The organism is Anoxybacillus sp. MB8 (assembly GCF_011006755.1).
In the GTDB taxonomy this organism is placed as follows: domain Bacteria; phylum Bacillota; class Bacilli; order Bacillales; family Anoxybacillaceae; genus Anoxybacillus; species Anoxybacillus gonensis.
The window spans coordinates 133113-154180 of record NZ_RXXX01000001.1; the positions used below are offsets into that span (position 1 = coordinate 133113).

A 21068-nucleotide genomic window follows, 5' to 3' on the forward strand; every position below is an offset into this window, starting at 1 on the left:
AATTGCGTGAAAAAACAAAAAGCAAGCCAATATTAGCTCGCTTTTTGTTCGCTTTTATCATAAATGTTAATGCCAGCTTCGTGCAACATCCATTCAATGTGCACACCGTACCCAGACGTCGGATCGTTGACAAATACATGCGTCACAGCACCAACAAGTTTTCCATCTTGAATAATCGGACTTCCGCTCATCCCTTGAACGATGCCACCTGTTTTTTCTAACAAACGTGGATCCGTCACTTTAATGACCATTCCTTTTGTTGCAGGGAATTTTTGCGGAGTGACACTCACGATTTCAACATCAAACGCCTCGACACGATCTTGTTCAACGACGGTTAATATTTTTGCCGGCCCTTTTTTCACATCTGTCGATAAAGCAATCGGCATCGGTTTATCAAAAATACCGTTTTGAATCGGCTGTGAAAGCTTACCGAAAATACCGAATGGACTGTTTGTTTTAATGTCACCAATCACTTGCTTATCGCTTGAAAATCTCGCTAATTTTTCGCCTGGACTTCCATTTCTTCCTTTATCAATGGCCGTTACCGTCGATTTAACGATCGTTCCATCACGAACGACGATCGGCTTTCTCGTATCCATATCAGAAATGACATGTCCGAGTGCCCCATATATATTTGATTTCGGATCAAAAAACGTCATCGTTCCAATTCCTGCTGCTGAATCACGAATGTATAATCCGATGCGATACGCTTGATCATGTTTATCTTTTAATGGAGTCAAGGTCGTTTCAAACGTATGACGATCACGCGCAACAGTGAGTCGTAAAGGTTTGCCTGTTTTCCCCGCTTCTTCAATAAACGGAGAGACATCTGTCATCTTTTCGATTTTTTTTCCATTGATATGTGTAATGGAGTCTCCGACTTGAATACCAGCCGTTTCACCAGGGGATTGTTTTCCTTGTTCCGTCTCCACTAAATGATGGCCGACGACAAGAACTCCAACTGTATTTAATTTCACACCAATCGATTGACCACCAGGAACGACTTTAAAATCGGGTAATACTTTTACGTTGACTTGCTTAATCGGAAATCCTGCCATTTGTAAAATGACATCGCTTTCTCCGACATGTTCTCCGCTAATCGCTAACTTTTCTTTTTGATGGACAGAAACAGCGTTTGTCGTTATCGTTTGAACAGAACCAAATACAGGGACATGCGCCGTTTGTCCTTGAAATAACACAAGTTGTTTCGGAATGTTTACATATTTTTGAAATGGTGTTGCCATACTTAGAACGATAAAAGAAACAAGGAGAAATGCACCTATTCCTTTTCTTAATTTGTCAAAATCCAAAGTCTTCACTCTCCTCGTTCCTACGTACACACCGAATCCTACACTATTTAATGTTGCCTGAAACAAATGAAATATAACCGAATAAAACGAAAAAACAATGCCAATGTTGGTATTCATACTGTTTCATTTTTGATTTTTTCCGCTAATTGTAACAACTCACGCGCATGCTGTTTCGTCAGTTCTGTAATTTCCACCCCAGAAATCATCCGACTTATTTCGTTAATTTTTTCTTCTTCATTTAACGCCTCGACAGTTGTTTTCGTCCGTCCATCGATCGTTTCTTTTGCGATAAATAAATGCGTATCTGCCATCGCTGCAACTTGTGGCAAGTGCGAAATGCATAATACTTGAGAATGACGTGCGACGCGATAAATTTTTTCTGCAATGGCTTGAGCGACGCGCCCACTTACTCCTGTATCTACTTCATCAAAAATAATGGACGTCACACCTTGATGTTTAGAAAAAATACTTTTTAAAGCAAGCATCATGCGCGATAACTCCCCGCCCGATGCGACTTTGGCAAGCGGCTTTAACGGTTCCCCGGGGTTTGTCGAAATGTAAAACTCAACTTCATCCATTCCGTTTGCCTGCAACTTGACAGGTGTTCCATCGAGCAGCGGATCATCGTACGATCCTTGACGTTTTCGAAAAACGACATCAAACGTCGTTTTTTCCATGTATAAATCTTTTAGCTCTTGATGAATGTCATCGATGAGTTGTTTCGCATATTGCATACGCAATTCGCTAATATGTTTCGCTTCAACGAGCAAATCAGCCGTAATCGATTGGAGCTCAGTCTGTAATTTATGAATATGGTCATCGCGATGTTGAATCGTTTCGATTTCTTCTTCCACTTTTGCAGCGTACTCTAAAATGTCGCGCACCGTTTGACCGTATTTTCGTTTTAAATGATTAATTTCATTTAAGCGACTTTCAATTTCGTCCAGCCGAAGCGGATCGTATTCTAACTGATCTAACTGTTCACGTAGTTGGTGAGCGACTTCTTCTAACAAGTAATAGCAATTCGATACGACTTCTTGAGCTTGTTTCACTGAGGCATCGATATCGCTCACATGGTCTAAATGGTTCATCGCTAATCCAATCCAATCTAGTCCACGTTGCTCTCCATAAAGCGCCTCATAACTGCTTTGTAACGCCTCGTATATTTTTTGGAAGTTAACAATTTTTCGTCGTTCTTCCATCAGCCGTTCATCTTCATCTATTTGCAAATCTGCTTTTTGAATTTCATCTAACTGAAATGTTAACAAATCTAATCGATGTGCCATTTGTTGCTCATTTTCATTTAATTTTTGCAGTTGACGCTTCACTCGTTCATATGTAGCATATAATGCTCCATATTCTTCTAACGCGTCACGAATATGCTCGCCTCCATATTCGTCTAATAAGTGTAAATGTTTACTTTCATCGAGCAACTCTTGATGCTCATGTTGCCCGTGAATATCCACGAGCGTTGAACCAATTTCGCGCAACGTCGCAATCGTTACTAATTTTCCATTTACTCGGCAAACACTTTTTCCGTTTACTGTTAGCTCTCGTCGAAGCACAATCATGCCGTCGCTTATATCGATGCCGAGTTCCGCGCATTTGCTGTAACACGGATGGTCATGTTGTTCAAGCAAAAATAATCCTTCAATTTCCGCTTTTGTTTCCCCGTATCGAACAAACTCTGCGGAACCTCGTCCGCCAATTAATAAGTGAATGGCATCAATAATGATGGATTTTCCCGCTCCCGTTTCTCCTGTTAAAACCGTTAATCCTTTTTCAAATGAAAGCGAGAGCGATTCAATAATCGCAAAATTTTTAATGGATAACTCTGCTAACATGTCACATTCACACCTTTATTACAGCATGTCCAACAATCGTTTAGAAATGACTTCTGTATCTTCTGGCGTGCGGCAAATAATTAAACACGTATCATCGCCACAAATCGTTCCAACAATTTCATCCCACTCTAAATGATCAAGAAGCACACCAATGGCATGCGCATTGCCCGGCAACGTCTTCATGACAAGCAAATGACCAGCCCCATCAATTTTCACAAACGCATCCATGAGCGCTCGCTTTAATTTTTGCAATGGATTAAATCGTTGATCAGCAGGGAGGCTATATTTATATCTCCCATCCATCATTGGGACTTTCACTAAATGAAGTTCTTTAATATCGCGAGACACGGTGGCTTGTGTCACGTTAAAGCCTTCTTTGCGCAACATATCCACAAGTTCATCTTGTGTTTCAATATCATGATTTGAAATAATTTCACGAATTTTAATATGACGTTGTCCTTTATTCAACGAAAACACCTCTTTCGTGTGTATAACATATGCATATTTATACTTCTATGTTACCGAACGATAGACGGGCAAACAAGAGGGAATAACCGATCGTTATTCCCCCGCATGTTCGTTATTTTCTTTCAGTTCATCATGCGCCCTCACAACAACTTCTTCTGGAGAAACCGTCAAGCGATTTTCTCCTACTTCTTTACCTTCCCAACGTAAATGAAGTAAAAATTCAATATTTCCATCCCCACCTGTAATCGGCGAGTGCGTTAATCCAATGATATCGTACCCTTCTTGTTTGGCAAATGCCGTAATCGTATGAAGCACGTGAACGTGAACGCGCGCATCACGAACGATTCCTTTTTTTCCAACGAACTCTTTTCCCGCTTCAAACTGTGGTTTGACTAAAGCGACAACATCGCTATGCGGCACTAAAATCGTTTTTAAAACAGGGAGAATGAGCTTCAATGAGATAAACGACACGTCAATTGTTGCGAAGTTTGGCAAGCCGTGTTGAAAGTCGCTCGGCGTCACGTAGCGGAAGTTTGTCCGCTCCATGACAACGACACGCTCATCTTGACGCAGTTTCCACGCAAGCTGATTGTATCCAACGTCAAGAGCGTACGACAACTTCACCCCGTTTTGCAACGCACAGTCTGTGAATCCGCCGGTCGATGCACCAATATCGAGCATTATTTTATCTTCGACATGAAGCGAAAACGCTCGTAACGCTTTCTCAAGTTTCAGTCCCCCGCGACTGACATACGGGATCGCATTTCCTTTCACCGTCAGCGGAATGTCGACAGGTACTTTTTCCCCCGGTTTATCAAGCCGCCTTTCATTCGAATATACAAGACCGGCCATAATCGTTCGTTTCGCTTTTTCACGCGTTTCAGCCAATCCACGTTCGACAAGCAATACATCTAAACGTTCTTTCTTCCCTTTCATCTCTCATGCCCTTTTTCTTTTTTTCGGAGTTAATAAATAAATGCGTTCCATTACATGTTCTGTCGTCAATCCAATTTCTTCGAGCAACTGTGAAACACCGCCATGTTCAATAAAACGGTCCGGAATACCCATTCGATCGATAATCGCTCCATGATATCCATGATCATGAGCAAATTCAAGCACCGCGCTACCAAATCCACCTTGCAACACCGCTTCTTCAATTGTGAGTAACGGCATATTTTTTTGTAGCAACGTATGCAACATTTGTTCATCTAGCGGCTTAATGAAACGAGCATTCACAACTTGCACAGAAATGCCGTCATTCGCTAGGCGCTCAGCCGCTTGAAGCGCCATCGGAATCGTCGTGCCGAACGTTAAAATAGAAACATCCGTTCCTTCACGCAACACTTCCCATGTGCCGATCGGAATGTTTTTCAATTGTTCATCCATCGGTACACCGAGACCGTTGCCGCGCGGAAAACGCATCGCAATCGGGCCATCATCGTATTGAATGGCTGTATATACCATATGTTGCCCTTCATTTTCATCTTTTGGCATCATTAATACGATGTTTGGAATGTGACGTAAAAAGGCGATATCAAACACTCCTTGATGCGTTTCCCCGTCAGCACCAACAAGCCCCGCTCGGTCGATTCCAAGAAACACGTTTAAGTTTTGGCGACAAATATCGTGAACGACTTGGTCATACGCACGTTGCAAAAAAGTTGAATAAATCGCTAAAAACGGTTTCATCCCTTGCGTGGCTAAACCGGCAGCCATTGTCGCCGCATGTTGTTCAGCGATACCGACGTCATACATACGCTCCGGAAATTCACTTGCAAACCCTTCTAATTTTGATCCAACCGGCATCGCAGGCGTGATGGCAACGATGCGGCGATCTTCGCGCGCTAATTTACGTACCGTTTCACTAACGAGCGCACTCCAAGAAGGGGCAGATTGCTTTGATTGGATGAAATCACCTGTTTCAATTTTATACGGTCCCGTTCCGTGCCACGTTCCCACTTTATCGTTTTCTGCTGGATGATATCCTTTTCCTTTTTTCGTAATGACGTGAACAAGAACAGGTCCTTTCGTCTTTTTCGCATAATGTAAGTTTTCAAATAAATCTTCAAAATCATGGCCATCTACCGGTCCGAAATACGTAAAGCCTAACTCTTCAAAAAACACACCTGAAACGAGCAAATATTTAATGCTATCTTTGACTCGTTCCGCCGTTGCCGCAAGCTTTCCACCGACAGCTGGGATTTTCTTTAATAACATTTCTAATTCATCTTTTACCCAATGGTACTTCCCTGCTGTGCGCAAACGACCAAGCACGTTGTGGAGCGCACCGACGTTTGGAGCAATCGACATTTCGTTATCGTTTAAAATAACGATGATGTCTTTTTTCTCATGTCCGATATGATTTAACGCTTCTAGTGCCATTCCGCCCGTTAATGCACCATCTCCAATAATTGGAACGATATATTCGTCTGTTCCTTTTAAATCGCGCGCAATCGCCATTCCCATAGCAGCGGACAACGATGTCGAGCTATGTCCTGTCTCCCATACGTCGTGCTTACTTTCACTTCGTTTCGGAAAACCACATAACCCTTTATATTGTCGTAACGTATCAAACTGATTTGCACGACCTGTTAAAATTTTATGCACGTACGATTGATGACCAACGTCCCAAATGAGCTTATCTTTTGGGCTGTCGAACACTTTATGAAGCGCAATCGTCAATTCGACGACCCCTAAATTCGGGCCAATATGTCCACCTGTTTTTGATAATTTTTCAATTAAAAATTGTCGAATTTGCTCACTTAATTGAACGAGCTGTTCGTTTGACATGTGCTTTAAAAAATTCGGATTTTGAATCGCTGTAACATCCAACGCGACCACTCTCTTTCATGTAAGCTATTACAAACTTATATCATACAGCTTTTTGTATTTTTAATTATACAGACAAACATGTGCACACGCAAAAAAGAGCCGCTTACACAAACGTGTGAACGGCTAACATTTCTTTTCCACTATATCACATGTTGCTTTTTTCCTCAATGCTATTAATGATCGCGCGTTTCGATGACATCGCAAATGTAATGTAATAACGACGCATCGATTTTAGCTTCGTCAAGAAGTTTGCGCGCTTCTTTCATATGATCGTGAAGTTTTTTCTTTGCTCCATCAAGCGTCAAAAGAGAAGGGTACGTCGATTTATCATTTTCGATGTCGCTACCCACTTTTTTCCCGATTTTTTGTTCGTCTCCTTCAATGTCTAAAATGTCGTCACGAATTTGAAACGCTAAACCGAGATGATCGGCAAACGTCGTCAACAATGTTAATTGTTGTTCCGTTGCTTCTCCTAATATCGCACCTGCCCGAACGCTGTATTGCAATAACTTTCCTGTTTTATGACGGTGAATGTATTCTAGTTGCTGCAAACTAATCGTTTTTCCTTCTCCTTCAAGGTCAGCTACTTGCCCCCCGACCATTCCTTCAGGTCCAGCCGCTTTCGCTAATTCCGAAATGAGGCGAACTTTTACATCTGGTGAAATGGCTTCGTCATCTGCTACAACTTGAAAAGCGTATGTCAGCAACGCATCGCCCGCTAAAATGGCGTTCGCTTCACCGAACACTTTATGGTTTGTCGGTTTACCGCGCCGTAGATCGTCGTTATCCATACTTGGCAAATCATCATGAATGAGCGAATACGTATGAATCATTTCGAGCGCACAGGCCGTTGGCATCCCGATGTGTATTGGCTTCTGAAACGCATGTAACGTAGAAAGCAATAAAAGAGGACGAATGCGTTTTCCACCTGCTTGCAGCGAATATAACATCGCCTCTTTGATCGTTTGAGGCGCTTGTAACGATTCAATATAAGCAGGAAGCTGCTGTTCAATTTGTGATTTATATTGTCGCAATAACGATTCCAACGTCTATTCCTCCTGCACCGTAAACGGTTCAAGCTGTCCATCTTCTCGTAAAATAAATTCCATCTGTTTTTCTACTTGTTGTAGTTTGTCGTGACAAAACTTCGACAATTTCATCCCCTCTTGGAAAAAGTGAATCGCTTCTTCCAGCGGAACGTCTCCTTCTTCTAACTTTTGCACAATTTCTTCAAGTTTACTCATCGCTTCCTCAAATGTCATACTTTATCCTCCTCAATATTCGAAACAATGCAATGTGCACGTCCATCTTGAAAACGGATATGAACGCGATCCCCTTCTTGCAGCTGTTTTACTGTCTTAATGAGCGTTTCTTGCTCATCGTATGCAAGGCTATATCCGCGCTCCATAATTTTTAGCGGACTGAGCGCATCGAGTTTTGCCATCGCTGTAGCAAGCGACCATTTTTTTTGTTTGATTATATCGTTGATATGGCGAACGATCGTCTGTTCTAACGTACGGACACGATCAACCGCTTTTTCGACTCGCGATTGTGGATGATGAGCAAATAACGTAAGCTGCAATTGTTGAAGCTTATGTTCTTTTTGTTTGAGCATATCGTTCATTTGTCTTTGCAATCGATCAACTAGCATATCTAACTGTTGTTCCTTTTGTTCATACAGCCGTTTCGGATAGCGAAACGCATACGAGGAACGTAACGATTGCAACCGTTTTTGTTCCGCGTTCATTCGCTCTTTCATCGCTCGAATGAGGCGAGCTTGTTGGTCCGATACACGCGAAAGCAAATCAGCGACATGCGGCACAGCAAGCTCTGCTGCCCCCGTCGGTGTCGGTGCTCGCAAGTCGGCAACAAAGTCCGCAATCGTATAATCCGTTTCATGTCCGACGGCAGAAATAATCGGAACGCGCGAATGAAAAATCGCGCGCGCTACCATTTCTTCATTAAACGCCCAAAGTTCTTCAATCGACCCACCACCACGACCGACGATCAGCACGTCGATATATCCGATGTCATTCGCTTTTTGAATTGATTGAACGATCGATAACGGAGCTTGTTCCCCTTGAACGAGCGTCGGAAACAAAATGACTTTCGCTAGCGGATAGCGGCGACGAATCGTCGTTAAAATATCGCGAATGGCCGCTCCTGTTGGCGATGTCACAACGCCAATATGTTGCGGAAATTTCGGAATCGGCTTTTTATGTTCCTTAGCAAATAATCCCTCTTGTTCTAATTTCTTTTTTAATTGCTCATACGCTAAATACAGCGCGCCAATACCATCCGGCTGCATCTCTTTTACATATACTTGATACGTTCCACTCGGCTCGTACACGGAAATTTCCCCGCGGACAAGTACAGTCATTCCGTTTTCCGGTTTAAATGTTAACTGTCGATTATATCCCGCAAACATGACCGCTTGAATGCGCGCTTGTTCATCTTTTAAAGTAAAGTACATATGCCCACGCGAATGATATGTAAAGTTTGAAATTTCCCCTTTAATCCATAAATCTTGCAAATGAGGGTCAACTTCAAATTTCCGTTTAATGTATTTCGTTAACGCCGCCACTGTTACATATCTCATTTCTGCCACAAACATAACCTCGCTTATTTATGTAGTTCACGCGCAGCTTGTATCGTGTTGTGCAACAACATCGTAATCGTCATTGGTCCAACTCCTTTTGGCACAGGAGTAATGTAGCTTGCTATTTCTTTTACATCATCAAAATCGACATCCCCACACAATTTTCCACTTTCTAATCGATTGACGCCAACGTCGATCACAATTGCTCCTTCTTTCACATATTGTGACGTAATGAGCTTCGGTTTGCCGACGGCGACGATTAAAATATCCGCTTGGCGCGTGATCGCTGCTAAATCGTTTGTGCGCGAATGACAGTACGTGACCGTTGCATGCTCCCGTAAAAACAGCTGTCCAACCGGTTTACCAACGATGTTGCTGCGACCGACAACGACGACATGTTTTCCGGCAATATCGACTCGCAAAGATTGAACCATATATAAAATGCCGTACGGTGTGCAAGGTAAAAACGTCTTCTGTCCCGTCATCATTCGTCCAATATTTAACGGATGGAACCCATCGACATCTTTTTCTGGTGCGATCGCTTCAATGATATGTAATTCATTCATTTGTTTTGGTAGCGGCAATTGAACTAAAATGCCGTGCACCGATTGGTCTTCATTTAAACGAGCGATTTGCTCTAGCAAAAACGCTTCGGATATGTCGTTTGGAAAAGTAAGTAAAATCGAACGAATGCCAATTTCTTCACATGCTTTTTGTTTCGCTTTTACATACGATTGTGAAGCGGGATGGTCTCCAACGAGAATAACTGCTAAGGCGGGCTCAATGCCTTGTTGTTTTAACTGCTCGACTTCTTTTGCTAATTGTGCGCGCTTTTCTTTTGCTAGTTCAAAACCGTTAATGATTTGTGCTGCCATAAATCCTTCTCCCCCTTATTTTTTAAGACAATGTTTCTTTTATTTTTGCAAGTACGCCGTTAATAAAGCGACTTGATTTTTCATCACCAAACACTTTTGCTAATTCAATCGCTTCATCCATGCTTACATTGAACGGGATGTCATCCATATATTTCATTTCAAATACAGCCATGCGTAAAATGGAACGATCGACATTCGCTACGCGCTCTAATGTCCATTTTTCTAAATGTTGACGTAATAAGTCGTCAATTTCTTTTTGATGTTCCACCACGCCGAAAACAAGCATTTCCATAAATGGATCCGTCTCTTCTTCAGCGACGTTTACAATCGCCGCATGTGGTTCAATGCCTCCCACATCAATTTGAAACAATGCTTGCAACGCTTTTTCTCTTGCTGTATGCCGTTTCATGACCAAAACCCTTTCTATTCGTAATGTCGAAAATTATATCATGATCATAACATATTTCGACGAAAGAAAACACTCACACATCGAAAAAGGGCGATCTCATAAACGAGATTGCCCCTTTTCTTTACTCGACTTCTACCTCTGCTTTGGACGATTCGAATTGAACGCCAACAACATGAACGTTCACTTCAGCTGTCTCTAACCCTGTCATCGTCAATAACGCTTGGCGAACGTTTTCTTGAATTTTTTGCGAAACCGTTGGAATCGATACGCCGAAATTCATTACACAATAAATGTCAATAACAATGCCACGGTCCGTTAAGTCAACTTTTACGCCTTTACCATGATTTTTTTTCCCTAATCGCTCCACGACACCTGCCGCAAAGTTGCCGCGCATTTGCGCTACTCCTTCAATTTCAGATGCCGCAATCCCTGCGATGACTTCAATCACTTCTGGCGCAATTTCTACCTTCCCTAAGCTATTATGACCGTTTTCCATTTCTAATACATGTTCAGACATAACGGATTCCCTCCTTTATCATTAAGAGTTCATTACATCGTATGTTTCTAAAAACTTTGTATTAAAGTTTCCTTCGACAAACTTTTCATGCTCAAGCAATTTTAAGTGAAATGGAATTGTCGTATGAACTCCTTCAATAACAAACTCACTTAAGGCGCGTTTCATGCGGGCAATCGCTTCTTCGCGCGTCGGTGCGTGAACGATCAACTTCGCAATCATCGAATCATAATATGGCGGAATCGTATAGCCCGGGTAAACAGCTGAATCTACCCGCACGCCAAACCCTCCCGGCGGCAAATACATTTGTATTTTTCCGGCCGATGGCATAAAGTTTTTCGCAGGGTTTTCCGCGTTAATTCGGCATTCGATAGACCAACCGTTAAAAGTGACATCCTCTTGTTTCAACGTCAATTTCTCACCTGATGCCACGCGAATTTGTTCTTTAATTAAATCGACACCTGTCACCATTTCCGTTACTGGATGTTCAACTTGAATGCGCGTGTTCATCTCCATAAAGTAAAATTGGCGATTGCGGTAGTCGTAAATAAATTCGACCGTTCCCGCTCCTGTATACTGTACCGCTTGGGCCGCTTTGACAGCTGCTTCTCCCATTTTTTGACGCATTTCTTCATCAAGCACAGGGGATGGTGTTTCTTCTAACAATTTTTGTAAGCGGCGTTGAATTGTACAATCGCGCTCGCCGAGATGAATGACGTTACCATACGAATCGGCTAACACTTGAATTTCAACATGTCGGAAATCTTCAATGTACTTTTCAATATATACACCCGGATTTCCGAACGCAGTAGCCGCTTCTTGTTGCGTAATCGTAATTCCTTTTCTAAGCTCTTGCTCATCTCGAGCGACACGAATTCCTTTTCCGCCTCCACCTGCGGTTGCCTTAATAATAACAGGATAACCGATTTCATTCGCTAGCGCAATCGCTTCATCGATACTTTCAATAATTCCTTGCGAGCCTGGAACGATCGGCACCCCAGCTTGTCTCATCGTTTCACGTGCAACATCTTTCGTCCCCATTTTTGTAATCGCTTCCGGGCTCGGTCCGACAAACGTCACATTGCATTCCCGACAAAGCTCAGCAAAGTCTGCGTTTTCAGCTAAAAATCCGTACCCCGGATGAATAGCATCGCACCGAGTTAATGTTGCCACACTCATTATGTTTGTAAAATTCAAATAGCTTTCTTTTGACGTTTTCGGACCGATGCAATATGCCTCGTCCGCCATTTGAACATGAAGTGCTTCACGATCCGCTTCAGAAAATACAGCGACCGTCTCGATGCCAAGCTCTTTGCACGCCCGAATAATCCGAACAGCAATTTCCCCACGATTGGCAATTAACAATTTTTTTATCATAACTATCGCTCCTTTATTCAGGCTTCACAAGGAATAAAGGTTGTCCATATTCAACGAGCTGGCCGTTTTTCACAAGCACTTCTACAATTTCCCCATCGACTTCCGCTTCAATTTCATTAAACAACTTCATCGCTTCAACAATACATACAATTGTATCTTTTTTCACTTTATCACCAACTTTTACGTACGGTGCAGCATCTGGCGATGGAGCCGCATAAAACGTACCAACCATCGGTGATGTAATTGTATGTAAGTTTTCTGCTTGAACAACTTGTTTTTCCAGCTTTACTTCCTCTTTTACTTCTACCTTTTCAACAGCCGGTGCCACTGGTTGTTGTTGAACGACAGCTGTTTGTGGCACGTCTACTTTTGGTGCAGCAACAACAACTTGTTCCGTTGCTCCAGCTTTTTTCATTTTAATTTTTGAGCCATCATGTTCATAGACGAACTCGACAATGTTTGACTCATTTACTAATCGGATTAATTCGCGAATTTCTTGGATTTTCAACATTGACTTACACCCCTCGCCCCATCATTTGTAGAAAAAGATTATACAATACCATGATACGACACACCTTTTCCATTATTCAATAAAATGATAAGAAAATGTTAGAAAATTTATATCTGGTCATAAAAACAATTATTATTATATAGTATTATAAAATTCGTTTTCAACCGAAAAAAAATAACCGGTCTCCCGGTTATTTTTGGAAACGAACAGCGACATCTTGCACGCGGCCAAGCTCACTTTGAACGAGCTGAATAATTTCGTTCGCTGCTTTTTTCGAATGTTCTTTTGCTTTCACTGTAATATGCACTTGATTTTCATGGACACGAACAAGCGCATCGTCGTATCCTTTCGATTTAATTAACGTTTCTAACACCGCTTCTTTTTCTGCAATATTTGATAGTTGTTGTAATTGATCGATCGCTTTGCTTTTTTCTTCGGCAGATACGTTATTGGAAGCGACAATCGCATTTAACTCTTGACGCAACTTGCTTCGTTCATCTTCAATTTCAAGGCGAAGGGCTGTAAATAAATCATCGCTTGCGGTATTTGTTTGTTCAACTGTCACTTCTTCTCCGTTTGCGATTTCTTCTTTCATCGCTTCATCTGTCGGTTTTAAGTCTTTTTCATTATTCGCTTCCTCTTTTTGCTCAAACGCCACTTGTTCTGTCACTTGAGGACTTGTAACATAGTACACCGATAAAACGACAACTAAACTAAACATTGTTAATAACCAAACGGTTTGCTTTTTCAACATATGTTCTCCCCCTTACTTTTTTGGTAAAACAGCGACGCGATGGCTCGGAACGTTCAACGTTCGCGTCACTGCTTCAACAATCCATTTTTTCACTTGTACTTGATCGGCCCCTTTCGCAACAACAAGCACACCACGAATGTCTGGCTTTTTCGTTTGTAAAACGAGCGGTGTTTCTTCGTCCCCTTTGCGCACGATCACGATTTTTTCGTCTGTTGATTCATCTTCAATTTGACGTTTTCCGCCTTCTTTATCTTCTTCCATCGTTCGTTTTTTTTGAACGATCGCATTTTTTTCAAGTACGTTTTGTTCCGTTGCATCGACATTGACGATCACTTTGACTTCACCAACGCCAACAATCGCTTCAAGCGCTTCTTTTAATTGTTGTTCATATCGCTCTTCATAGTCTGCAATTTGCTTCAATTTTTTTTCTTCATCTGTTTGCCGAAATACAGTTTGAGTCGTTTCCTGTTGAACGCGTTTTGCTGGCGAAAAGTTGAACACGTTGCCAAAGATCATAAATAATAAGCCGATGGCTAACAGAATGGCAATCAGTCCATTTTTTTCAATCCATTGTTTCACCCCTTCCTACTCCCTCCTTTCAAGATGAATCGTAATCATCTGTGGATCTACTCCCCACATTTGTGCTAAAAAGCGGGCGATGTCGTCGTGTTTTTCTGTGATCGACGACGAAGATTGAATGCGAATCGGTTTAACAACAGAGGTCGTTTCTTCTGCTAACTCCACCGTAATCGCCTCAATCGGAGGAGGGATTTGTTCCGACTCCCCGATCGTTAATGAAATGTCCGTCACCGTTAAACCATATGTGCGCATCAACTCCTCAGACGCTATGTTCTTTAGCTGGACAGCCATTTGTTCTAAAATATATGCACGTTGTGAGGCTTGTATTTCTTTTTTCTTTTTTTCAATGTCATTTTCAAGCGTTGCATTTTGTTGTTGCTGAATCGAAGCAAACCACGTATTGACATCTCCATGAAGTAACCGAAGAAGCGGAGAAAATAAAATGAAAATAAACAATAAACCGACAACCATCTTGACGTATTTTTGAAATGAACCGTTTGGCAAAATGAGTTCAATGACAACGGCGAGCAAGATGAATGTAATGATATGGGAAATCCACTCAGTCAACAGTCCCACAACGTCTATTCCCCTTTCAGCGAACCATCATCGTTAAATTTCCTGCTGCAATAATAACCGTCATGCTTAAAAAAAACATAAGCGATACGATCAAAAGGGCGGTGAGTACATACATCATGCTTTTGCTAATTACACTCAAGCAGGAAATGACGATGCCTCCCCCCATCGGTTGCAATATCGCAGCAGCTAGTTGATAAATGAGAGCGATGACTAAAATTTTGATCGCTGGAAACGCTGCAATAAGAAGTAATAAAGTGACACCGAACAAGCCAACTGTATTTTTTAATAGAACGGAAGCGGTCACGACCGTATCTGCCGCGTCCGTAAACATTCGCCCGATAATCGGAATAAAGTTTCCTGCCACAAATTTAGCTGCTCGTATCGCTATCCCGTCAGCAATAGCTGTTGTTGCTCCCTTGATAGACAATACACCGAAAAAAATGGTGAGCATCACACCAAGTGAACCGATGCTAATGTTGCGCAACAAATCTGCTAATTTCGTTACTTTATAATGTTCGCTTAATAAACTAACAATGCTTAAAATCGTTGCTAAAAACAGAAGCGGTAGTGAAAAATGTTCAATGATCGTTCCTGTGATATTCATAAAAAACAAGACAATCGGATGAAAAAAAGCTACGGATACTACACCACCTGATGACGCCATAAGCGCAAGCAAAATCGGTAAAAGGGCGATCATAAAACTCGTCATCGTCTGAATGGCTTCTTTCACATACGTAACAGCAACATGAAAACTATTTAGTGCAATAATCATCAACACCATATAAACAACCGCATGAGCGACTTTGCTGACAGCATGATGTGAAAACGCATTTTGTAGCGACTGTAAAAATAAACTAAATACCGTTAATAAAATGAGTGTACCAAGCAATTTTCCATTTGCCATTAGCTCGTACAATAAAAATTTCATAAACGCCTGCAGCCATTCGCTGAGCGATAATTGTTTTTCGCCGTTTATAAACTGCCAAAAAGATCCTTTTTGACTTTCAGGCAATAACCCTCCATACTGTTGAACGATATGATCCCAATATTGTTTAATCGATTCAACCCCAACTTGTTCAGCTTGTTGTTTGACTAATTCATTTGTTGGCGGTGATGCTTGTACAACGGAAGGCAAGAAAAAAAGGAGAAAGAAAAAAAATAAAATGGGAGCGCGCCTCATCTCATCACCCCTTCATCGGAAGAAAGCTTAAAATTGTTTCAATAAGAGCTGTTAAAATTGGGATGGCCATGGCTAAAATTAAAATTTTTCCACCTAGTTCAATTTTTCCAGCAATCGCTCCTTGCCCGGCATCTTTAGAAATTTGCGCACCAAACTCAGCAATATAAGCGATACCAATAATTTTTAAAATCGTTTCGACGTATACCGTTTGAACGTGCGCTTCATTTGCTAACGTTTGTACCATGCGAAAAATGTCTTGAATGCGATCAATTAAAAATAAAAAAATAACTGTTCCGACAAAAACGGTCAGCAAAAGTGAAATATTCGACTTATGTTCGTTTAAAATCGTTACTAAAAACGTTGCGATAAGCCCAAGCCCGACAATTTGTAAAATATCAATGGGTACTCCCTCCTAACTTTGAAACAAAAAAACAGATTTAATTTTTTGAAATAAATCTTGGACAATCGAAATAACTAAAAACAAAATATAAATAAATCCTAGCAGCGTCACCCATTGAGCATATTCCTTTTTTCCAAACCCTTCTAAAACGGTATGCAAAAAAGCAACGACAATCCCTACGCCAGCAATACGAAAAATTAAATCTACGTCAACGCCCATTTTGAATGTCCTCCTCTATATGAGTAAAAGCACGATGAGAATGCCGGTTAATACTCCTAAACTTTTCATCATTTTTTCATACCGTTGCTGTTTTTCCATGGCATCTCCTTCTTCTCGCTCTAAATGCACCATCGTTAAACGAATGTAATTTTGTTGAATTTCATGATCGTACTGTCCAAGCGTTTCGCCAAACTGTTTCATAATTTCAAACTCTCCTTCTTTTAAGGCGGTCATTTTCCATACTTCGTGCAAGCTTTCTTCCCACGCTTGCCGAGCGTTCATCGTCCCTTTTTGCAACTTATGCGCAAACGCTTCAAACAACCATGATAACGGTCGCGATAGTTGCTGTGATAATCGAAGGGAAGCATCCATTAAAGGTGTATGCCCGTACATAATTTCTGCTTCAAGAGACTGCAACGCCATTTTTAACTGGCGCAACTGTTTTGTGCGCTCTCGTAAAAGTCGCGACGCTTCAAATCCTGACCATGTCGTTGCTAATATAATACATATCGCCCCAATCCATTTCATTCACATCACGCCCATCTTTCGATATATATCGCGCCCATGTGAATCACGAATCGCTTGAATCGTTCCTGGACGTCCGACATTTGTTAACTCAACAAATCGTTCAAATATAGCTTGTTCCATAATTGGACGTAGCGCTGGACGTTTCACGATGTCTGCCATATGGCGACCGTGCGCTGTCATAAATAAACCAACTCCTGCATGAACCGCTTCCAAAATGGCCGTACAATCCGCTTCACTTCCAATTTCATCAACAATTAAAACGTCCGGGCTCATCGAACGAATCATCATCATCATCCCTTCCGCTTTCGGACATGCATCGAGCACATCGATGCGATAGCCGAATGTAAATTGCGGAATGCCTTTGACACAGCCGGCAATTTCTGACCGTTCATCGACGATGCCGACTTTTCGAGGAGCAATATGCCGCTCTGTCACTCCGCTGCTGACGATGCGTGCAATATCTCGAAGGAGCGTTGTTTTTCCTGTTTGAGGTGCACCGATGATCATCGTATTAAGCCACCGACCGTCGTATAAATAAGGGAGAAGGGGGGCAGCCATGCCGATTTGTTGCCGGGCCATTCGGATGTTAAATGACGTAATATGTCGAATCGCTTTTACTTTTCCATCTTCTACAATCACTTTTCCAGCTAAACCGACGCGATGTCCACCTTGAATAGTAATGTATCCTTTTTTTAACTCTTCTTCGATTGTGTAGAGAGAATATTGGCTTAATTTATTTAATAGTTCGATCCCTTCTTCCATTTGTACAACATGCGGACATATGTACGACCTCCCGCCTGCAATGACTTCAAGCGGTCGTTCGATGCGAATACGAATTTCTTCAATCGTCAATTGAGAAGCGATAGGCAATGATTGAATCGCATGAACGATCCCTTTAGGCAACATGTCAAAAACCGCTTGCATCCTCTTCCCTCCTTTACTTCACGACATATATGCCTATGAATATACATATGACTCCTGCACCAATCCATACGAGCTTAAACAATGACAGCTCGTTTGCCACTGCAACAAGACCAATCATCATAACGACTAAAAAAATGGTTGGGCCAACGACAGCAAGCAATGTATTGACGGCAATCGCCTTTTTTACATCATTGAGCGATAACATGACAATCGCTGCACATAATTCAATGGCTGCAGATAAAAAACGTAAACTCGCCATCGTCCAAACAGTTGCATCAATTTTCATCGCATCCTCCTTGTACAACGGTGCTAGTACAACGTATGCTGAAACAAGCGAATTCAGAAGTATAGAAAGGAAAAATTCATCAGGAAATGTGTTTGTAGATAAAAAGGATAAATCATACAATACTAGTGTGAAACGTCATAATTAAGTGAAGAAACTTTTTGCCAATTGTTTTAGTGAAGGATAGGAAATCAAACGGTATGCTAAATAACAAATGAAGGAGATAATGAAGATGATATACATCATTCGTAAAATGAAACAAGAAGATATAAAACAAGTTCAAGATATAGCCAAAGTAACTTGGAATGCTACTTACGAGGGTGTTATTCCTTCAGATGTGCAAGAAAATTTTTTAAAATCGGCTTACAGCGACGAGCGAATGAAACAACGATTACAACACTCTACTCTTTTTGTAGCTGAAGTAGAAAACAACATTGTAGGATTTGCTAATTTTTCTTCAGTGAGAGAAGATGGAAAGGTTGAATTATGGGCTATTTATGTTCATCCAGAACAACAAGGCAGAGGAATCGGCTCAGCCTTGTTACAAAAAGGGATGCAAATAAACGGTGTAAATGAAATTTATGTCAATGTTGAAAAAGATAATCAAATCGGAAAAACCTTCTATGAAGCTAAAGGATTTAAAGTTGTAAAAGAATTTGATGAGGAGTTTGAAGGTCATGTTTTAAAGACGATAAGAATGGTATTGAACCTCTAAAAGCTTACATACACAAAATTCAGCTTGTCGACTTTCGACAAGCTGAATCCTTAACTTTACAATTTTTTATTATGCGCGTGATACGTATGTGCCGTCTGTTGTGTTAATGATTAGTACGTCGCCTTCGTTGACGAAGAACGGAACTTGAACGACAAGACCCGTTTCTAACGTTGCTGGTTTTGAACCGCCAGATGCTGTATCCCCTTTAATGCCTGGCTCTGTTTCAACAACTTTTAACTCAACTGTGTTTGGCAACTCGACCCCAATCGTTTCGCCTTGATACATCATAATAAATACTTCCATGTTTTCTTTTAAAAACTTTAATTCATGCTCAATTTGTTTTGCAGGAAGTTCGATTTGCTCATACGATTCCATATCCATGAATACGTGTTGATCACCGTTTGCATATAAATATTGCATTTTACGGTTGTCGATTTGTGCTTTGTTTACTTTTTCACCCGCGCGGAACGTCTTTTCTTGAATCGCGCCAGTGCGCAAGTTGCGAAGTTTTGAACGAACGAACGCCGCTCCTTTTCCTGGTTTCACATGTTGGAATTCAATGACACGCCAAATATCACCGTCAACTTCAATCGTTAAGCCTGTACGAAAATCGTTTACTGAAATCATGTTCATTTCCTCCTACGTCTATAAAGTAATGAGATCTTTTGGTGAAAGAGTGAGCCGCTCATTGCCGTTTTCTGTAATAACGATGTCATCTTCAATGCGAACACCGCCTAATCCTGCTATGTAAATGCCTGGTTCGACCGTCACAACCATCCCCGGCTGTAGCACCGTATCCGAACGCATCGACAACGCCGGCATTTCGTGCACTTCCATGCCGAGTCCATGACCTGTGGAATGCCCAAAATACTCACCAAATCCGCAAGCAGAAATGTAATCGCGTGTGAGCGCATCTGCCTCTCGCCCTGTCATTCCTGCACGAATATGTTCGACACCACGAAGCTGGGCTTGTAACACGACATCGTATATGCGCTTTAACTCATCGCTTACTTCGCCAACCGCAACGGTTCTCGTGATGTCGGAGCAGTACCCTTTATAATATGCGCCAAAATCAAGCGTGACGAACTCGCCTTTTTCAATCACTTTCTCTGTCGCTACCCCATGTGGCAACGCTGAGCGCACACCGGATGCAACGATGATGTCAAATGATGAACTTGTCGCCCCTTGTTTGCGCATAAAAAATTCTAGCTCATTTGCCACGTCTATTTCACGGACACCTGGGCGAATAAAATCGAGAATATGACGAAAGGCGGCATCGGCAATCTCGGCTGCTTCCTTTAATATCTTAATCTCTGCTTCCGACTTAATCAAGCGTAACTTTTCAACCGCACCGGAAACCGGAATAAGCGTTGTTTTGAGCGCTTTTTCGTATGATGAGAACGTTGCATATGAAAGATCGTCTTGCTCAAATCCAAGCTTTTGAATGCCTAATCGCTCAACTTGTTTTGCCACTTCTTCAATGAGCGTTTGCGTATGTTGCACAATTTCATATCCTTCAATTTGTCTCGTTGCTTGTTCGACATAACGAAAATCTGTAATAAATACGGCATCTGTTTCACTAATTAAAGCGACACCAGCTGTTCCTGTAAAATTTGTCATATAGCGACGGTTATATTCGTTTGTAATAAGAAATCCATCAATGCCGTGCTCAGCAAATTGTGTGCGAAGTTTTTGTACTTTATCCAATGCTATTTCCCCTTCCCTTCAACCATATCGAGCAACGCTAAAATCGCCAACCGATATCCGTTTATACCTAGTCCGACAATTTGCCCAGCTGTCACCGGAGCTAAAACAGATTGATGACGAAACGCCTCTCTTGCATGAATGTTTGAAATATGTACTTCAATGACTGGTGTCTGTACGCTTGCGATCGCATCTCGCAACGCATAGCTGTAATGCGTAAACGCCCCAGGATTGAAAATGATCCCGTCATATAACGATTCCGCCCGATGAATTTGGTCAATTAACGCCCCTTCATAATTGCTTTGATAGCACGTTAACTCCGCCCCATATTCACTAGCGAATTCTGTTAACTGTTTTTCTAGTTGAGCAAGTGTCGTATGCCCATAAATGTGCGGCTCCCTCATACCGAGACGATTTAAGTTCGGACCGTTTAAAAGGAGGAATCGAACCATTCCCCCTCTCCCCCC

General features: G+C 41.7%; 26 protein-coding genes. 1 reads left to right on the forward strand and 25 read right to left on the reverse strand.

Annotated elements, in window-relative coordinates; translation table 11 throughout:
• Window positions 1-32 precede the first annotated feature (32 nt).
• From spoIVB to EKC99_RS00875, 22 genes are all read right to left on the reverse strand, one after another.
• The gene (gene spoIVB / locus EKC99_RS00770; RefSeq protein WP_020424511.1) at window positions 33-1310 is read right to left on the reverse strand and encodes a SpoIVB peptidase; all 1278 of its coding nucleotides are present in this window, start codon (window positions 1308-1310) and stop codon (window positions 33-35) included.
• A 113-nt stretch (window positions 1311-1423) separates the two neighbouring features.
• Window positions 1424-3154, reverse strand: coding sequence for a DNA repair protein RecN (recN, locus tag EKC99_RS00775; RefSeq protein WP_163149923.1), 1731 nt, complete (start codon window positions 3152-3154; stop codon window positions 1424-1426).
• An 18-nt stretch (window positions 3155-3172) separates the two neighbouring features.
• A complete protein-coding gene (gene ahrC / locus EKC99_RS00780; protein ID WP_004889608.1) occupies window positions 3173-3622 on the reverse strand; it encodes a transcriptional regulator AhrC/ArgR in 450 nt (149 codons plus the stop codon).
• Between the two features lie 93 nt (window positions 3623-3715).
• Window positions 3716-4558: a TlyA family RNA methyltransferase gene (locus EKC99_RS00785; RefSeq protein WP_019416957.1), complete on the reverse strand. Its 843-nt coding sequence runs from the start codon at window positions 4556-4558 to the stop codon at window positions 3716-3718.
• Window positions 4559-4561: 3 nt separating this feature from the next.
• Complete coding sequence (dxs, locus tag EKC99_RS00790) at window positions 4562-6454, reverse strand: 1-deoxy-D-xylulose-5-phosphate synthase (protein ID WP_163149926.1); 1893 nt, start codon at window positions 6452-6454, stop codon at window positions 4562-4564.
• Between the two features lie 173 nt (window positions 6455-6627).
• A complete protein-coding gene (locus EKC99_RS00795; protein WP_163149929.1) occupies window positions 6628-7500 on the reverse strand; it encodes a polyprenyl synthetase family protein in 873 nt (290 codons plus the stop codon).
• Window positions 7501-7503: 3 nt separating this feature from the next.
• A complete protein-coding gene (locus tag EKC99_RS00800) occupies window positions 7504-7716 on the reverse strand; it encodes an exodeoxyribonuclease VII small subunit (RefSeq protein WP_009373880.1) in 213 nt (70 codons plus the stop codon).
• Window positions 7713-9062, reverse strand: a complete 1350-nt coding sequence (xseA, locus tag EKC99_RS00805) for an exodeoxyribonuclease VII large subunit (RefSeq protein WP_163149932.1) — start codon at window positions 9060-9062, stop codon at window positions 7713-7715. Before xseA ends, EKC99_RS00800 begins: the two co-directional genes overlap by 4 nt.
• 14 nt (window positions 9063-9076) lie before the next feature.
• Window positions 9077-9928, reverse strand: coding sequence for a bifunctional methylenetetrahydrofolate dehydrogenase/methenyltetrahydrofolate cyclohydrolase FolD (folD, locus tag EKC99_RS00810; protein WP_163149935.1), 852 nt, complete (start codon window positions 9926-9928; stop codon window positions 9077-9079).
• Window positions 9929-9950: 22 nt separating this feature from the next.
• A complete protein-coding gene (nusB, locus tag EKC99_RS00815; RefSeq protein WP_163149938.1) occupies window positions 9951-10337 on the reverse strand; it encodes a transcription antitermination factor NusB in 387 nt (128 codons plus the stop codon).
• A 121-nt stretch (window positions 10338-10458) separates the two neighbouring features.
• The gene (locus EKC99_RS00820; protein ID WP_019416952.1) at window positions 10459-10854 is read right to left on the reverse strand and encodes an Asp23/Gls24 family envelope stress response protein; all 396 of its coding nucleotides are present in this window, start codon (window positions 10852-10854) and stop codon (window positions 10459-10461) included.
• 21 nt (window positions 10855-10875) lie between these two features.
• Window positions 10876-12228: an acetyl-CoA carboxylase biotin carboxylase subunit gene (gene accC / locus EKC99_RS00825; RefSeq protein WP_009373888.1), complete on the reverse strand. Its 1353-nt coding sequence runs from the start codon at window positions 12226-12228 to the stop codon at window positions 10876-10878.
• Between the two features lie 13 nt (window positions 12229-12241).
• Window positions 12242-12739: an acetyl-CoA carboxylase biotin carboxyl carrier protein gene (accB, locus tag EKC99_RS00830; RefSeq protein WP_163149941.1), complete on the reverse strand. Its 498-nt coding sequence runs from the start codon at window positions 12737-12739 to the stop codon at window positions 12242-12244.
• A 190-nt stretch (window positions 12740-12929) separates the two neighbouring features.
• Window positions 12930-13493, reverse strand: coding sequence for a SpoIIIAH-like family protein (locus tag EKC99_RS00835; RefSeq protein ID WP_163149944.1), 564 nt, complete (start codon window positions 13491-13493; stop codon window positions 12930-12932).
• Window positions 13494-13505: 12 nt separating this feature from the next.
• Window positions 13506-14072 carry a stage III sporulation protein AG gene (gene spoIIIAG, locus EKC99_RS00840; protein ID WP_163149947.1) on the reverse strand — a complete coding sequence of 189 codons (567 nt, stop codon included), beginning with the start codon at window positions 14070-14072 and terminating at the stop codon, window positions 13506-13508.
• 6 nt (window positions 14073-14078) lie between these two features.
• Window positions 14079-14648 (reverse strand): stage III sporulation protein AF, encoded by a 570-nt coding sequence (gene spoIIIAF / locus EKC99_RS00845; protein WP_163149950.1) that lies wholly within the window; start codon window positions 14646-14648, stop codon window positions 14079-14081.
• A gap of 16 nt (window positions 14649-14664) precedes the next feature.
• Window positions 14665-15828, reverse strand: a complete 1164-nt coding sequence (spoIIIAE, locus tag EKC99_RS00850) for a stage III sporulation protein AE (RefSeq protein WP_163149953.1) — start codon at window positions 15826-15828, stop codon at window positions 14665-14667.
• Between the two features lie 4 nt (window positions 15829-15832).
• On the reverse strand, window positions 15833-16222 hold the full coding sequence (spoIIIAD, locus tag EKC99_RS00855; protein WP_026011550.1) for a stage III sporulation protein AD: 390 nt from the start codon (window positions 16220-16222) through the stop codon (window positions 15833-15835).
• 18 nt (window positions 16223-16240) lie between these two features.
• Window positions 16241-16447 (reverse strand): stage III sporulation protein AC, encoded by a 207-nt coding sequence (gene spoIIIAC, locus EKC99_RS00860; protein WP_004889589.1) that lies wholly within the window; start codon window positions 16445-16447, stop codon window positions 16241-16243.
• 15 nt (window positions 16448-16462) lie between these two features.
• Window positions 16463-16975 (reverse strand): stage III sporulation protein SpoIIIAB, encoded by a 513-nt coding sequence (spoIIIAB, locus tag EKC99_RS00865; protein WP_163149956.1) that lies wholly within the window; start codon window positions 16973-16975, stop codon window positions 16463-16465.
• A complete protein-coding gene (spoIIIAA, locus tag EKC99_RS00870) occupies window positions 16976-17899 on the reverse strand; it encodes a stage III sporulation protein AA (RefSeq protein ID WP_163149959.1) in 924 nt (307 codons plus the stop codon).
• Between the two features lie 13 nt (window positions 17900-17912).
• Entirely contained in the window at window positions 17913-18185 is a 273-nt protein-coding gene (locus EKC99_RS00875; RefSeq protein ID WP_009373908.1) for a YqhV family protein, read from the reverse strand.
• Between the two features lie 229 nt (window positions 18186-18414).
• On the opposite strand from EKC99_RS00875, the gene EKC99_RS00880 reads away from it, so the two are divergent.
• A complete protein-coding gene (locus EKC99_RS00880) occupies window positions 18415-18897 on the forward strand; it encodes a GNAT family N-acetyltransferase (protein WP_200890837.1) in 483 nt (160 codons plus the stop codon).
• Window positions 18898-18966: 69 nt separating this feature from the next.
• On the opposite strand, the gene efp is transcribed toward EKC99_RS00880, so the two are convergent.
• The 3 genes from efp to aroQ are packed head-to-tail and all read right to left on the reverse strand — an operon-like array spanning window position 18967 to window position 21053.
• Window positions 18967-19524 (reverse strand): elongation factor P, encoded by a 558-nt coding sequence (efp, locus tag EKC99_RS00885; RefSeq protein ID WP_004889583.1) that lies wholly within the window; start codon window positions 19522-19524, stop codon window positions 18967-18969.
• An 18-nt stretch (window positions 19525-19542) separates the two neighbouring features.
• Window positions 19543-20604 (reverse strand): M24 family metallopeptidase, encoded by a 1062-nt coding sequence (locus EKC99_RS00890; protein WP_163149962.1) that lies wholly within the window; start codon window positions 20602-20604, stop codon window positions 19543-19545.
• A 2-nt stretch (window positions 20605-20606) separates the two neighbouring features.
• Window positions 20607-21053, reverse strand: a complete 447-nt coding sequence (gene aroQ / locus EKC99_RS00895) for a type II 3-dehydroquinate dehydratase (protein ID WP_009373912.1) — start codon at window positions 21051-21053, stop codon at window positions 20607-20609.
• Window positions 21054-21068 lie beyond the last annotated feature (15 nt).